Origin of the sequence: Romboutsia sp. (genome assembly GCF_035470145.1) — a bacterium.
Taxonomy (GTDB): domain Bacteria; phylum Bacillota; class Clostridia; order Peptostreptococcales; family Peptostreptococcaceae; genus Romboutsia_D.
Window position 1 is genome coordinate 1 of the sequence record NZ_DATIRC010000308.1, and the last position, 15890, is coordinate 15890.

Consider the following 15890-nt stretch of genomic DNA (forward strand, 5'->3'; position numbering starts at 1 on the left):
ATATAGGCTCTAACTCAAAAGTAGGAGCAAATGCAGTAGTTATAAAAGATGTACCACAGGGGGCTACAGTAGTTGGAGTAGCAGCAAATGTAGTTAGACTAAGAGGAACTAAAATAAAACAAGCAAAGTAACATAAAATAACAAATGATTGACAATAAAATAAAAAGTAATATAATTAACTTGTAAATAGAATAGCTAGGGGAGCCAAAAGGCTGAGAGGATTTACCGACCCTTATACCTGATCTGGATAATGCCAGCGTAGGAAAGCTTATACATGAATTTGAATATATAATATATTTATAAGTGTAATCAAGCCATACCTAAATCAGGTATGGCTTTTTTGAGTAACACTGATTTTATAGACTATAATCAAGGGGGACAAATATGAGAAATTATAAAATACCAACACTTACAATAGCAGGGTCAGATTGTAGTGGAGGAGCTGGTGTACAAGCTGATTTAAAAACATTTAGTGCTATAGGAACTTATGGAATGAGTGTAATAACAGCAATAACAGCACAAAACACACAAGGTGTATTTGAGGTAGAAGAATTAAGTCAAAATATAATAAAAAAACAAATTGAAGTAGTATTTGATGATATAAGACCAAAAGCTGTAAAAATAGGCATGGTATCAAGTCCAGAGATAATTTTAGAAATTGCAAATACTTTAAAAAAATATGAACCAGAAAACTTAGTAGTAGATCCAGTTATGATATCAAAGAGTGGATATAGCTTACTTAGACCAGAAGCTAGGGAAAATCTAATAAAACATTTAATACCAATGGCATATCTAATAACTCCAAATGTAGAAGAGGCAGAAGATATAACAGGTATAAAAATAAAAACTTTAGAAGATATGCGTAGGGCAGGGGAAGACATTCTACAAATGGGACCTAAATATGTGTTAATGAAAGGTGGACATTTAGATGGAGATGCTATAGATTTATTAATTGGAAAAGATGTATTTGAAGTTTATGAAAGTAAAAGATTAGACAGAAAAAATACTCATGGAACAGGTTGTACTATATCTTCTGCAATAGCTTCTCATTTAGCATTAGGATATGAGATAAAAGAAGCAGTTAAACTTAGTAAAAATTACATAACAGAAGCTATAAAAAATAGTTTTGATATAGGTCATGGAGTAGGGCCTGTTCATCACTTTTATAATTTTGATAAATAAGAAAAGGGGAGCATTAGTTAAGTTAATTGTAGCTAATGAAGTTGATTTATGAAAAATAATAAAAAAGAAGCGTTAAAGTTATATTTAGTAACAGATAGTGATATTTTAAAAAATAGAGATTTTTATAAATGTATAGAAGATGCTATAAAAGGTGGAGTTACTATGGTGCAGTTAAGAGAAAAAAATGCATCAGGTAGTGAATTTTTAGAAAAAGCTATGAAGCTAAGAGAATTAACTAAAAAATATAATGTTAGCTTTATAATAAATGATAGAGTAGATATTGCAATGCTTTGTGATGCTGATGGAGTTCATGTAGGACAAAGTGATATAGATGCAAAATCTGTTAGAAAGTTAATAGGAGAAGATAAGATATTAGGTGTTTCAGCTAGGAATCTAAAAGAAGCTAAGAAGGCTAAAGAAGATGGAGCTGATTATATAGGGGTAGGAGCTATGTATAGTACTTCTACTAAGTTAGATGCAAAAGTAGTATCTTTTGACACTGTAAGAGAAATAAAGTCAGAAGTTAATATTCCAATTGTTTTAATAGGTGGAATTGATTTAAATAATTTAGATGAATTGAAGGTATTAGAAAGTGATGGATATGCAGTAGTTTCAGCAATTCTTAAAAAAGAAGATATCTGCTTAGAAAGTAAAAAATGGATTGAAAAAATATAATAGTTTAAATAAGTATAAAATTAAATAATCACAAAAAAGGAAGCTTGAAGGCTTCCTTTTTATATTTATAAATTAGAGACTATTTTTTATAAGGAACTTTTTTTGGTGGCATATATTTTTCCTTAGTAGGAGCAGTTACAGCTCCTGTGTCCCCTTTATCACCTTTGTCTCCTTTAAGACCTTGAGGACCCATAGGACCTATATCACCTTTATCGCCCTTGTCGCCTTTAGGACCTTGAGGACCAGTAGGACCTACATCGCCCTTGTCGCCTTTAGCGCCTTGAGGACCCATAGGACCTATATCGCCTTTATCGCCCTTGTCGCCTTTAGGACCCATGTCCCCTTTATCTCCTTTAGCACTAGTAGCGCCAGCAGGGCCTTGAGGACCCATATCGCCTTTATCCCCCTTAAGACCTTGAGGACCCATATCCCCCTTATCGCCTTTAGGACCTTTAGGACCCATATCGCCTTTATCGCCCTTGTCCCCTTTAGGACCCATAGGACCAGGCATACCAACAGCACCACCAACATTACATAATGGATTTACATAAGTTTCTTTTCCTAAATCTACATATTGAATTGAATTTAATTTCACATAAATAGGACCTTTTCCTGATGATGTTTTCCCCATAACAGCACACTGATTAACTTTATAAATACGAAGTCTTAAGACGCAATCGCTATCTTCTAACTTTAATCCCACAACTTTACCTATGCAACTGCATAATATACTATAGATTTGGCAATCGCATAAATTTACAGGATATATAAACATAGGATATATATTTGGGCTCATATCTTTACAACTTTGTTTTTTAGTTTTTACAGGTTTTTCTTCACAATCATAAGATTTGCCATAATATTTAGGTGTCTTACAAGATGGTTTAGAATAATCTTTGTTGCAATAGTTGTCTTTACTCATACAGTCTTTATGCATATACAACACTCCATGTTAAATATTTTAATTAGTAGTATCACTACATAGTATAGATATATGATTAAAAGGACAAAAATGAGACACCAAATAGCAAATTTAATATGAATAAAAATTTAAATATACTAATGTCGAAATGTAATGACAAAGTAAAATATATATGATATATTACTTTTACAATACCTAATAAAATATGTTAAGAAAATATTAAATAATTAAGTAATATTGACATTAAATGTGTATAAAAGGTTATAATTTAAAAATAGAGTTATGTAAAAATAGGGAGGAAATATGAAAATAGACTGGAATAAGAGATATACAACAATAGCAGTTTATTCATTTATAGTAGTATGTTGTAGTATAGTTTTCTATAGCATAATGGATAAAATGAGTGCATTTACAGATAAAATAAGTTGGATAATAGCAACGTTACAACCTTTTATAATAGGGTTTGTAATAGCGTATCTATTAAACTTTATATTAGTATTTTTCGAAGAGAAAGTTTTAGTATTTGATGGAATTAAGAATATGAGAAAAAAAGGTAAAAGGGGAATAAGTATTTTACTTACATACATAACAGCCTTTATAATACTATCAGTATTTGTTCAGTTTGTACTTCCACAAATAGCAGATAGTATATCAGGTCTAGTAAATGACATACCATCATATGTAACAAATGTAACTAAATTATTAGACGAATTAACATCAAATATAGATACAAATAATGAATATTTAAAATTAGCTATTGAGAAGTGGAATGAATTTGTAGACTACACAATAGATGTAATAACTAATTTATTTCCGATATTAGGAGACACGCTTAAAAATATAGCGTCAAGTATATGGAATATAGTATTAGGTATAGTAGTATCGATTTATTTATTAGCAGATAAAGAAAACTTCTGTGCTTTAAGCAAAAAAATTACATATGCTTTGCTATCTAAAAAACATGCAGAAATAGCAGTGGAATTAACACATAGAAGTAATGATACATTTGGTAAGTTTATAAGTGGGAAAATTATAGATTCAGTTATAATAGGTATATTAACATTTATTATATTAACAGTGTTTAAAATACCATACGTTACACTTGTATCTGTAATAATAGGTATAACTAATATTATACCGTTTTTTGGACCATTCATTGGAGCTATACCATCATTTATAATAATAATGTTTGTATCACCAGTAAAAGCATTATGGTTCTTAGTTATAATAGTTGTAATACAACAAGTAGATGGTAACATTATAGGGCCTAAAATATTAGGAGACTCTATAGGAATATCAGCTTTCTGGATATTATTCTCGTTATTAGTAGCAGGAAAATTATTAGGACTTGTTGGAATGATTATAGGTGTTCCGCTATTTGCTATAATTTACTCAGTAATAAAAGATATTGTAGAAGCTAAATTAAGTAAAAAGGGATTACCAACAGAGACTGACGAATACAGATAAGTTTATATAAAAAATCAAATATTTAAAATTAATAAGAGGAATATATAATTATAGAAAATTATATATTCCTCTTATTTTTTGCAATATCATTCAATGAAATTATAAACGTATGCATAGATTTGGTCATTTGCCATTATGTGTACTCATAATGTTGAAAGTCATAAAGATACATGTGAGGAAAGTTTAAAACCTTGGGAATATAGAATGTAAATAGTTATATATATACTTATAAACTCATAAATTTTTTATAGTAAATAAAATTTATGAAGTATAAGGAGATATAGATGTATAAATATAAAACAATGCCAAAAGACATAGCTTATTTAACAGGAAACACACCTATGATAGAAGTTATATTCAAATACAAAGGGCAAGTAAGATATGTTTATGCTAAAGTAGAAAATTTTAATATGACAGGAAGTATAAAAGATCGTATGCAAATAAACATATTAAGAAATGCATATAATACTGGAGAATTAAAGCCAGGATATAAAATAGTAGAAGCAAGTAGTGGAAACACAGCAATAGCTTTATCAGCTATGGGAACATTTTTAAATCATGAGGTATCAATTTATATGCCATCTTCTGAAAGTTTAGAGAGAAAACAAATTATAGAAAGTTTTGGTGCAAAATTAAATTTAGTTGATAGCGGATTTGAAGAATGTCTAAGATTAGCTAAAATAGAAGGTCAAAAAAGCAACGTATATTATCCAGATCAATTTGCAAATCCATGGAATCCCCAAGCTCATTATTGTACTACTGGGCCTGAAATATGGCAACAATTAAAAAGTATAAACAAAGTTGCAAATGCTTTTGTAGCAGGAATTGGAACAGGTGGAACTATTATGGGTACTGGAAGATATTTAAGAAAGAAAAATCCATATATAGGAGTATTTCCAGTACAACCTAAAAGTGTAAAACCTTTTAGAGAAAAGGGAAATATATACGCTAGGTATGATAATAATGCATATTTATATGAAGATAAAGAAAATGATTTTATAAATGATGATTCAAATGAAAATTATGTAGTTCCAGAATCTATTCCAGGAATATCTTCTGGAACTAAGCCAGAGATTGTAAATTTAAATGAATTAAATAATATTGTCATTGTAGATGATTCGGATGCTTATATTATGGCTCAAAAATTAGCTTCAAATTTAGGTATGGGTGTAGGTCCTTCATCTGGTGCAAATTTAATAGGGGCTATAGTAATACAAGATAAGTTAGGTTTAAATTCAACAGTAGCTACTGTGTTTGCTGATGATAATAAAAAATATTTAAGTACAGACTTAACAAAAAAAATAAAGCCCAAGGAGCATTATATCTCATCTAATGTAGAATTGATTGGAGTTAGAAGTATAAATAGGATTTGCATAAAATATAACTTTTAAATTCTTAGCCAATATGTTGTTAAATCAATATATTGGCTGAATGAATAAAGCTTACAATGAATAGTAGAGACTTTAATGGTAAAATATAATTTTTATAAACCCAACCACTAAGCTTAAGCAACGGACCGGCCTTCCAAGGTCGTTGGCGACATGAGCAAAATGGTTCGCCCACACGTGGCTCAGAGCAGATTTTTACTTTTCAGGATAAAGTTTATAATAAGTTAAAAGTAAGTCAACCATCTTACCATAACTAGCAGTGCCTTCTTTAACACCATTAGCTTTTAAATAAGAGTCATTAAACTGATTTGAAATCTCATCAACTTTTCCTTCGTATTTATCCCAAAATTGATTATTATTAATTAAATCACGTCTAACATCATCAGACATAGTTTTAGTAAGAGTAACATAAGTATCATAATCAGCTTTATAAAGCGCATTAGCAGTATGATTTAGTGCAAGTATATATCCTGAATAATTAAAATCTATATCAGGGTGGTTTATAGAAGCTAAATAACCTAAAAAATTAGCTTCATCTTCACTAGCAAATCCTCTTTGATGAGCCATTTCATGAATTACAGTAGAAGGTATATAAATATCAGGAATAGCCACATTTACATTAGCTTCACCTGTAAAAGGAAAATATATACCAGTTATACCTGTATAGCACATTAAATTAGAAGATAGTACATATTTAGGATTAGCATAACTACCGACAGTCTGAGGTAAAATATTATCTATATTATCATAGCCTAACTTTGCTCTATCAATAATTCCCTTATAATCACTGTTAGCTTTCATAACGCCTTTATTATTTTCTAAAACAGATTTTCGAGTTTCATTAGCTTTATTTATTAAAAAATTATACAATTTAGCTAAATCTTTAGCATTGTACTTAACACTTGATATGTTTTTATTAAAGCTTAAATTGTAATTATTTATAAGAGTAGTTTGTAGAGGAACTCTATTATAATTTAATCCCCATAAAACTATAAATAAAAAATAAGCTATAGATAAAATGCTTAAAATATTAAGTATATAGTTTTTAGCAACGGATATAAAAAAGTGTCTACGAGAGCCATATCGTTTGCGATATGAGTAAATCGAATTTTTAAAAGTATTTATAATAATATGTATTATAAATAATAATATAGAAAAAACTATTAAATACATAGTAACTTCATATAAAGAAAAAGGAAAAAATCCACTTATTTTACTAAGTACTTGTACTGTAAATTTATTTATAAAACAAGAGTAGTACTTATCAATTAAATCTGGAAACTTTGAGCCTATAAAATTAAGAATCAAGGCTAATGGAAAAAGTATTAAAGAAAACAATTTTAATTTCTTTATAATAATCACCTCACACATAATATATTTATATTATAAGATAATGGAGTATTTGAGGAAAGATTATACATGTGATATAATGAAATAAATTTAAATAAGGTACTAATAGAAAGGATATATTATGCAAAACATAACTATCAAACTTACAAGAGATAACTTTAATTTTAGATTTAAACAATATGAAGGAATGTTCTTTCACGCTAGTATAAATGAAGGTAGTGAAATTATAAAATATAAAATAACTAAAGATAAAGAAGGTTTAGAGCTTAAGGAATTTGGAAACACACATATGAAAGAAGATAGTATGCTTTACATTCCACAGATAGAAGCTTATATAGATTTGAAGACTGTAAAGTAAGTAGTTTCAATAAATTTAAAAGTATATAAAATGATTATATGCCACCGATAAGCTCAACTTGGTGGCATATTTTATGTTAAATAAAACATTATATATAGTGTTCATATAGAAACAAACCATATAATATATAGGCTTTTTTGATATAATTTAAATTTATGTATAAAAATATTATATTTACAAAACCTACTCTTTGAGGTGATAACTTATGAATAATACAAATAATATAAATAAAGAAAAATTTATAGCTGATATGAATGGTAAAAAAATGGAATTAATAAAAAGTGGCAATATGTTTAGTTGTGCTTTATGTGGAGGAACAGGGGACCATCAATTGACAATTGAACATAAACCTGATTGCAACAAGTTTATAAAAAATACTTCAAATAATACAAATAAAGAAAAAAATAAAGCTAATATGAATAGTAAAAAAATGTAAAAATAATTAGTATCTAAAGCACTTACTTTTAAAGTAGGTGTTTTTTAGTGTTCAAAAAACATCACCTTTGCTGTACGATTTATGCACTATTATTAGAGACAAAGAAGAATTGCAACACATCATAAATTTATAATGATTTACACATATAGATTTATATCATGATTTTTAAGTTTTTATAAAAAGAAAAATTTACATATTGTATTATCAAAATGATAATGATATTATAGAGTTGTAATTATCATTTTGATAATGAGGTAAAGGAGCACAATAATATAGTTACAGAATATAACTTTAACTAATAATTAAATTTATTTTAATACACTTGTAATTACACTATATAAGTAACTACAAGTGATATCTTAAATATACATGTTAAATTAAAAATTAATAAAAAGAGGGAGATATTATATGACAACTGTGAAATCAGACAAAACACAAAACCACACATATGAAATTAACAAGAATCAGGTATTTATAGGGTTTGCATTATTAGCGGCTTTAGTTGTGTTTGGAATATTCCAATACAATAAAAACTATGCACTAGGTCTACATCTAGTTATAGGTCTTACAATAGGATATGTTATGCAAAGATCAAGATTTGGATTTGCAGGTGGTATAAGAAAGATTTACTTAACAGGTGATAGCAGTTTAACAAAAGCGTTATTATTTATGTTTTCAATTACTTTAATAGTTACAGCTGTTATACATTATGGACATGCTTTAAACGGAGCAGATGTATATTATAGAGCTGTTGAAAGTGGAGCAGCTGTAATACCTGGTTCTGATTATGTTGAGCCAGCTAATTTAGCTACAATAATAGGTGGTATATTATTCGGTATAGGTATGATGCTTGGTGGAGGGTGCGCTTCAGGTACATTAACTGATGCTGGAGAAGGTGAAGGTAGAGGATTAATAGTATTATTCTTCTTCTCTACAGGTGCATTATGGGGTGCTCATGATATGCCTTGGTGGAAAGGAAGTATATTCTTTGAAATACACAAACAACTTTATTTACCAGATGTATTTGGATATTTAGGAACAATAATAATATCATTATTAGGTTTCTTAGCAATGTATATAATAGCTAAAAAATATGAAAATAAGAGAAAAAAAGAAGGTACTTTCACTCATGAAACTTATGCACAGTGGGAACAAGAATTACCAGAAGCTAAAGATTATAAATTCTTTAGTCAAGAAACGTATCATAAATTCTTTGTAAAAAGATGGTCATTTTATACTGGTGCAGTATGTTTAATGATTATGTTCACAGCTATACTTACTACAACAGGTACAAGTTGGGGAGTAACTGCTATATTTGCTCAATGGGCTGGATGGTTCTATGATAGTTTATTAGGAATAATAGATATATCTACTTGGCCATGGTTTGAAGGAAGAATGGAAACAATGAAGGCAGGATTCTTTAATGATCCAGGTTCAATGAGAAATGCAGGTATATTATTAGGTGCTACATTATCATTATTATTAGCAGGTAAATTCTCATTTAAGAGAAACTTTAAGCTAAGAGATATTATATTCTATGCTATAGGTGGTTTAATGATGGGATATGGTGCTAGAATAGCTTTAGGATGTAATATTGGTGCATTATATTCTGGTATATCGAATATGTCTTTATCTGGGTGGGTATTCTTACCATCTTTAGTTACAGGTGGGATATTAGGTGTTAAATTAGTTAAAAAACTTAAAATAAATTTATAGGATAAAAAGTATATAAATTTAAAAAATGGACCTCAACTGACAATTAGTTAGTTGGGGTCATATTTATAATCATATATAAATATATAAAAAATGACTATAGAGATAATCTATAGTCATTTATATAAACATTTTATAAACAAGCAAAACTATAAGGAGAATAAAGGCCATTTTAAAAACAAATCCTGATATAGCCTTTATAGCTTTTATAGAAATGCCAACGGCAACTATCAACCATGCAATCTTAAAAATTAAATCTATATCCATAAAACTCCTCCTATACTATATATTAGTATCTTATATATTTTAATGCAAGTATACAATTAGATTAGACTATTATACTACAAATTAAATCTAACTACTATATATTATGAGTTTATCAAACATAAGGAACACTAAAAACTAAATTACTAAAAACATACTTATTAAAGGTATTGTAATAATAGAAAATAATGTTGTGAAAAATACTGCCTGAGATGCAAGAGTAGCATTAGCATCATACTCACTAGCCATTATAGCTGTATTAGCTGCAGCAGGCATAGAAGATATTACAATTGGTATAGATAATAATAAACTATCTTGTATTTGCCCTTTAAATAACAGATAAATGGCAAAAGGGAGAAATACTAATCTAATAAAACTTACAAAGTATAACTTTTTATTAAAAAAGCACTCACTAGCAGAAGAAGCACAAAGCATACTTCCTATAACTAACATAGAAATAGGTGTAGTAATATTACCTAACATTGCAATGGGTTTATTAATAAAAACTGGTAGTTTAATGCTAGAGATAAAAAGAATTAAACCAATAAATATAGATACAATAACAGGATTTATAAAAGATTTAAATGAAAATGAATAATCATTTTTACCTTTAGATAAAAAATAAGTTCCGATAGTTATTATAAGTAAATTAAAAGGCAAATTAAATATAGCAGTATAAAATACAGCTTCTTTACCTAAAATAGCTTCTACAACAGGATACCCCATAAATCCTACATTAGAAAACATAATTATATACTGATAAATTCCAATATCTTTTGATGACTTAAATATAAACTTTAAACAATAAGCAATTAAAAAAGAAAAAGTATACATAACAATAGATATTATTAATAATTTAATTATTTTATCAACCATTTCTGGATTATAATCTATTTGCATAGAATTAATAATCATAGCAGGAAGAAAAATACTCATTGTCAAAGATGAAAGTTTGGATGTAGTATGCTCATCTAATAAATTTTTTCTTCGAGCTATATATCCAATTAAGATTAAAATAAATAAAATTAAAACTTGAACAAATACATTACTTAAATTCATAATAAATACCTCCCATACATACCATTATATAATATATTGTTTATTATTACTATGTAATATAAAATTGTAAAAAATAAAATTATAGTAAGTTATATAGTGAAGTATATTTTATTTTTAATAAAATAAGATATAGTATATTGGGAATATTATATTAAGTGTTATAATATTAAAATAAAAATTATATTATACAAATTAGATAAAATACCAATATTATAGTTATTATTACAATATAATTACAAAAGAAAAAATATTAATTAGAAAAATTATTTTTATTATATAATTAACATAAAAAAAGTGTAAATTTAAATAGGGAGTTTAATATGAAAAGTACAAAATTTTCAATACAAAATATAAAAAAAATACATCATGATCCAAAGGTATCTCATACTAAAGGAGCATTTTATGAAAAAATGGGCAAAATAGATAAAGCTATAGAAGCATATATACAAGCAGCAGATTTTGGATATGTAAAGTCTCAATATACTTTAGGAAATATATATTACTCTAGGGGACAATATAATGAAGCCGAAAAGTGGTACACTTTAGCTTATAAAAATGGATATGAAAGTGCAGCTCTTAATTTAGGTAGTATGTACTTTAACATAAAAGGATATGAATACTCTCTTTATTGGTATGAAAAATTAGCCAACGCAGGAGACTTGCAAGCACAAAATAATTTAGGAGTAGTACACTTTAAATTAAAAGACTATGAAAGAAGTGAAAAATGGTTAAAAGAAGCATATGAAGCTAATTTTGCTAAAGCTTGTTTTAATTTAGGGGTTTTGTATTATACAATTGGAAAGCAAGAAGAAGCTATAGAATGTTACAAAAAAGGTTCAGTTTTATTAGATGAAGATTGCAAGTTTAATTTAGCAGTTTTAAACCAAAGAGATAACGATGAAAAAGGAGCTATAAGTTTATATAAGTATCTGCATAAGGTAGGACATATAAAAGGATGCTGCAATATAGGTTTAATGATGGAAATTAGTGAAAACTATGAAGAAGCACAAAGATACTTTATAAAAAGTGCAGATAATAAATGTGTTAAATCTCAATATAGATTAGCGTACATATATGAAAGAGATGAAGAGTACCAAGATGCAATACAGTACTATAAAAAAAGTATTGAAAAAGAACATACTTTATCAAAGTATAGATTAGGTAATTTATATAACAAAAAAAATGAAATAGAGCAAGCAAAAACTTATTATGAAATGGCAGCTAATGATAATATGGTAGAAGCTAAAAATAACTTAGCAGGTCTTTATTTTGAAGAAAAAAGTTATGAACAAGCTATAAAATATTATGAAGAAGCCATAGTAGATGGATGTAAAGAGGCTATTGAAAACATAGGAGACTTATATTTTCAAAGAGGTGATATGGAAAGAGCACTTTCATATTATTTACGAAATGCTGATAAATTATCATGTCAAATAAAGCTTGGAAATATATATGAAGATGGAGAAAATTTTGAAGAAGCGATAGTTTGGTATACAAAAGCAAGTGAAAATAACGATATACAAGCAAGCTATAAGCTAGGATGTATATATGAAGATATGAATGATAAACAAAATGCGAAAAAATATTTTGAAATAGCTTCACAAAAAAGTCATATGAATGCACGTATCCATTTAGGAAGAATATACTTTGAAGATGAAAATTATGAAGAAGCAAAAAAAATGTTTGAAACACCAGCTAATGAAGACAATATATATTCTCAGCACATGTTAGGAGTCATATATGATATTTTTTATAGGGACTATGTTAATTCAAAGTTTTGGTATGAAAAAGCAAGACTTAATCAATGTGAAGAATCTATTTACAACTTAGGTCAATTAAGCTTAAAGCTAAATGAATACAGTGAAGCAGAAAAGTATTATGCAGAAGGATTTAAATTAGGTAATAAAAAGTGTGAATATATGTTAGCAGGTCTTTATTATAAAAAAAGTTTAGATATGTATAAGGCTTTAGCTGAGGAGGATTATGATGATTCTAAAGAAATATTAAACACTATACCTAAGCTTAGCATAAACTTTGATGAAGTTCTTATAGCACCATTTAAAGAATTAGAAATACCAATAGATGATGAAGACTATGTGCCAATGTATATACTAGAAATTGAAGAAAATTTAGAAGATTTATTTGAAGGTTTAATAACTGATATGATAATAGATATAGATCATAAATAACCAAAAAGCTATCTCCAAATGAAAAAACATTTAAGGAGATAGCTTTTTTAACAAGTACCTTTTGAGCAACGGATGTACCTGACGCGGTAGCGGAGGTATATCGTTGGCGATATGAGCTAAGCGAATTTTAATATTATGCAGTCATTATTAAATAAGTCATATAAGATAAATAAAGACCTATTAAAATTAAACTTTCAGCTTTATTAACATCTTTTCTTTTAATAGCGAAGAAATAAGTTAAACAAGTAACTATAATCATGAATATACCATCTATAATCAACTTAGGTTCTATAGCCATTGGAGATATAAATGCTGATATACCAAGAACGAATAATATATTAAACATATTAGAACCAATGACATTACCAAGTGCGATATCACTTTCACCTTTTGTAGCAGCTATAATAGAAGTTACAAACTCAGGTAAAGAAGTTCCAATAGCTACCACAGTAAGACCTATTAATTGGTCGCTAACGCCGAATGTAGAAGCTATATACGAAGCAGAACTAACAACCAATTTACCACCAAATATTATAGCAACCATACCACATATTGAATATATAATTGATTTAGAAATAGGTTGTTCTAAAGTACTTACAACAACATCAGCATCTATTGAAATAGAAGTTTCTTCTAACGAAATATTTCTAGCTTTAAGTGCCATTTTTATTAAATAATATACAAAACCAACAAATAAAATTAATAATATTAAACCATCAAAGCGACTTAACATATTAGTTGTAGAATGTGTCAAAATCATATCTGCTGATAAAACTATCATTAAGATTGACGCTAGTAATAAGAATGGAAATTCCTTAGATAAAATAGACTTTTCAACATGTAAAGTCTTTATAAATCCTGCAGCTCCAACAACCATTAATAAATTAAAAATATTAGAACCAAGAACATTTCCCATAGCCATACCATTTTGACCATCAAGAGAAGCAGTTATACTAACAGCAGCCTCAGGCGCGCTAGTACCAAATGCTACAATTGTAAGACCTATTATAATAGGTGGGATTTTTAAAGTTTTTGCTATGTTAGAAGAGCCATCAACAAAATAATCAGCTCCTTTTACAAGCAAGAAAAATCCTACTATTAATAAAATATAATTCATAATAATACCTCCAGTATATATAATACATTAAAAAAACCCCCAAAACAGATAAAAACCTGTTTTGAAGGTCTTGCTTTCAAGTATAAACTTGCTTAATCAACCGGGTGTTAAAAACACCGAAATGACGACTGATTATCCACAAAAGTGTAAGCTACTCCCCTTCAGGGAATTAAATTTAATTATACTATCATTGTATTATGGAATGTAAAAATTTGCAATAAAAATTATCTAAAAAGATGAAAAGTTATAACAATTTATTTCTAGACATGAAAAATGTAATTACCAAACAAATTAAAGTAGTAATTAACATTACAATCCAAAATCCATTTATATCATTTGCGTAAGGAATACCGCCTACATTCATTCCAAAGAAACCCGATATTATAGTTGGAATAGAGAATATTAAAGTAACAGAAGTTAAAAATTGCATAACATTATTTTGATTATTACTTATAATTGCACTAAAAGCATCCATAATTCTGCTTAATATATCTCCATAGATTGTAGCCATCTCTAAGGCCTGTTTGTTTTCAACGATAACGTCTTCAAGTAAGTCTTCATCATCAGGATACCTTTTTATACTAGTCGTTCTAACCATTTTATTTAAAACTAGTTCAATTGCTTTTAAAGAAGTAGAAAAGTATACTAGAGATTTTTCTAGTTCTAGAAGTTGTATAAGTTCTCGATTTTTCATAGACTTAGCAACTTCTCTTTCTATAACAGTTGTCATTCTATTTATTCTTCTTAGGTAGTATAGATAGTAACTTGCATTTTTATGAAGAATTTGAAGAATGAAGCGAGTCTTCTTATAAGTACAAAAATCCTTGATATGTCCTACAATAAAGTCATTTAAAATCTTAGTTTGCGCAGTACAAACTGTTATAATGGCATCATCAACTATTATAATACCAAGAGGTATAGTTGAATAATGAGAAGAATCACTGTCACTTTCATCCACAGGTATATCTATAAGTATAAGTGTATGATTAGCTTCTACATCTATTCTTGAACGTTCTTCTTCATCAAGTGCTGATTTTATACTTTCAACATCTATATTTAACAAAGTAACAATATCATTGATTTCACTTTGATTTGGTTCAACAAGATTTATCCAACAGCCACTTTCGAAAGAATTTAGCTTTTCCAATTTGTTGTCAATAGTCTTATAGTATCTTATCATGGCAACACATCCTTTATTCAATTTTATATAAATCTCATCACTTAGTATTATCTATTAAATGACTAATTTATATAATGAAAATAAAGAAATTAGTTCAAATTAAGATAATAATAAGTGATAGTTATGAAGCTCCACATTCCGCAACGGACTGTGATCCATTTTCCATCACTCTCCAATTAGTTTTATAATTTAATTTTAGGTATAAATTTTAAGTCCTCTAAATAGGATACCTTGTTAATAGATATAAATCAAGATTTGATTCATAATTAAAGCATTTTTTTTATAAATATATATTCATTCTTTAAATAAACATATAAAATAATGTATTATATAATTAACAAGATATAAATGGGGGGAGCGATAGTATATGAAATATAGAAAATTAGGGAAAACTAATGAAGAAGTATCAATATTAGGTTTTGGGTGTATGAGATTTCCAAAAAAAGACGGAAAAATAGATGAAACTAAATCTTTAGAAATGATAAGATATGCTATAGATAATGGAGTTAATTACATAGACACAGCATATCCATATCACAATGGGGAAAGTGAAACATTTGTTGGAAAAGCATTAAAAGATGGATATAGAG

15 protein-coding genes and 1 riboswitch are annotated in these 15890 nt (G+C 27.7%); of the genes, 9 read left to right on the top strand and 6 right to left on the bottom strand.

Going from position 1 to position 15890, the window contains the following annotated elements; genetic code table 11:
- Window positions 1–187 precede the first annotated feature (187 nt).
- A riboswitch (TPP riboswitch) is annotated at window positions 188–282 on the top strand.
- Window positions 283–384: 102 nt separating this feature from the next.
- Both thiD and thiE read left to right on the top strand, forming a co-directional pair.
- Complete coding sequence (gene thiD, locus VLM92_RS12385; RefSeq protein WP_325276645.1) at window positions 385–1182, top strand: bifunctional hydroxymethylpyrimidine kinase/phosphomethylpyrimidine kinase; 798 nt, start codon at window positions 385–387, stop codon at window positions 1180–1182.
- A 48-nt stretch (window positions 1183–1230) separates the two neighbouring features.
- On the top strand, window positions 1231–1857 hold the full coding sequence (gene thiE, locus VLM92_RS12390) for a thiamine phosphate synthase (protein ID WP_325276646.1): 627 nt from the start codon (window positions 1231–1233) through the stop codon (window positions 1855–1857).
- 79 nt (window positions 1858–1936) lie between these two features.
- Here the strand turns inward: thiE and VLM92_RS12395 are convergent, their stop codons facing one another.
- Window positions 1937–2794, bottom strand: a complete 858-nt coding sequence (locus tag VLM92_RS12395) for a hypothetical protein (protein WP_325276647.1) — start codon at window positions 2792–2794, stop codon at window positions 1937–1939.
- Between the two features lie 288 nt (window positions 2795–3082).
- Here VLM92_RS12395 and VLM92_RS12400 point away from each other — a divergent pair, with 288 nt between their 5' ends.
- Together VLM92_RS12400 and VLM92_RS12405 are read left to right on the top strand one after the other, a co-directional pair.
- Window positions 3083–4246 (top strand): AI-2E family transporter, encoded by a 1164-nt coding sequence (locus VLM92_RS12400; RefSeq protein WP_325276648.1) that lies wholly within the window; start codon window positions 3083–3085, stop codon window positions 4244–4246.
- A 284-nt stretch (window positions 4247–4530) separates the two neighbouring features.
- The gene (locus tag VLM92_RS12405) at window positions 4531–5637 is read left to right on the top strand and encodes a cysteine synthase family protein (protein ID WP_325276649.1); all 1107 of its coding nucleotides are present in this window, start codon (window positions 4531–4533) and stop codon (window positions 5635–5637) included.
- A gap of 192 nt (window positions 5638–5829) precedes the next feature.
- Here VLM92_RS12405 and VLM92_RS12410 read toward each other — a convergent pair whose 3' ends face one another.
- On the bottom strand, window positions 5830–6942 hold the full coding sequence (locus VLM92_RS12410) for a DUF3810 domain-containing protein (RefSeq protein WP_325276650.1): 1113 nt from the start codon (window positions 6940–6942) through the stop codon (window positions 5830–5832).
- 172 nt (window positions 6943–7114) lie between these two features.
- On the opposite strand from VLM92_RS12410, the gene VLM92_RS12415 reads away from it, so the two are divergent.
- The 3 genes from VLM92_RS12415 to VLM92_RS12425 all read left to right on the top strand — a co-directional run bounded on the left by VLM92_RS12415 (window position 7115) and on the right by VLM92_RS12425 (window position 9494).
- Complete coding sequence (locus VLM92_RS12415; protein WP_325276658.1) at window positions 7115–7342, top strand: hypothetical protein; 228 nt, start codon at window positions 7115–7117, stop codon at window positions 7340–7342.
- 205 nt (window positions 7343–7547) lie between these two features.
- Window positions 7548–7778 carry a hypothetical protein gene (locus VLM92_RS12420; RefSeq protein WP_325276651.1) on the top strand — a complete coding sequence of 77 codons (231 nt, stop codon included), beginning with the start codon at window positions 7548–7550 and terminating at the stop codon, window positions 7776–7778.
- 408 nt (window positions 7779–8186) lie between these two features.
- Window positions 8187–9494 carry a YeeE/YedE family protein gene (locus VLM92_RS12425; RefSeq protein ID WP_331681764.1) on the top strand — a complete coding sequence of 436 codons (1308 nt, stop codon included), beginning with the start codon at window positions 8187–8189 and terminating at the stop codon, window positions 9492–9494.
- A 117-nt stretch (window positions 9495–9611) separates the two neighbouring features.
- Here the strand turns inward: VLM92_RS12425 and VLM92_RS12430 are convergent, their stop codons facing one another.
- Window positions 9612–9758 (bottom strand): hypothetical protein, encoded by a 147-nt coding sequence (locus VLM92_RS12430; RefSeq protein WP_325276652.1) that lies wholly within the window; start codon window positions 9756–9758, stop codon window positions 9612–9614.
- A gap of 135 nt (window positions 9759–9893) precedes the next feature.
- Window positions 9894–10814, bottom strand: coding sequence for an AEC family transporter (locus VLM92_RS12435; protein ID WP_325276653.1), 921 nt, complete (start codon window positions 10812–10814; stop codon window positions 9894–9896).
- Between the two features lie 320 nt (window positions 10815–11134).
- Between VLM92_RS12435 and VLM92_RS12440 the strand changes: the two genes are divergently transcribed.
- Entirely contained in the window at window positions 11135–13003 is a 1869-nt protein-coding gene (locus VLM92_RS12440) for an SEL1-like repeat protein (protein ID WP_325276654.1), read from the top strand.
- 133 nt (window positions 13004–13136) lie between these two features.
- Here VLM92_RS12440 and VLM92_RS12445 read toward each other — a convergent pair whose 3' ends face one another.
- Window positions 13137–14120 carry a calcium/sodium antiporter gene (locus VLM92_RS12445; protein WP_325276655.1) on the bottom strand — a complete coding sequence of 328 codons (984 nt, stop codon included), beginning with the start codon at window positions 14118–14120 and terminating at the stop codon, window positions 13137–13139.
- A 244-nt stretch (window positions 14121–14364) separates the two neighbouring features.
- Window positions 14365–15300, bottom strand: coding sequence for a magnesium transporter CorA family protein (locus VLM92_RS12450; protein WP_325276656.1), 936 nt, complete (start codon window positions 15298–15300; stop codon window positions 14365–14367).
- Between the two features lie 367 nt (window positions 15301–15667).
- Between VLM92_RS12450 and VLM92_RS12455 the strand changes: the two genes are divergently transcribed.
- Window positions 15668–15890, top strand: a 223-nt coding sequence (locus VLM92_RS12455) for an aldo/keto reductase (RefSeq protein WP_325276657.1), incomplete at its 3' end; no start/stop codon positions are given.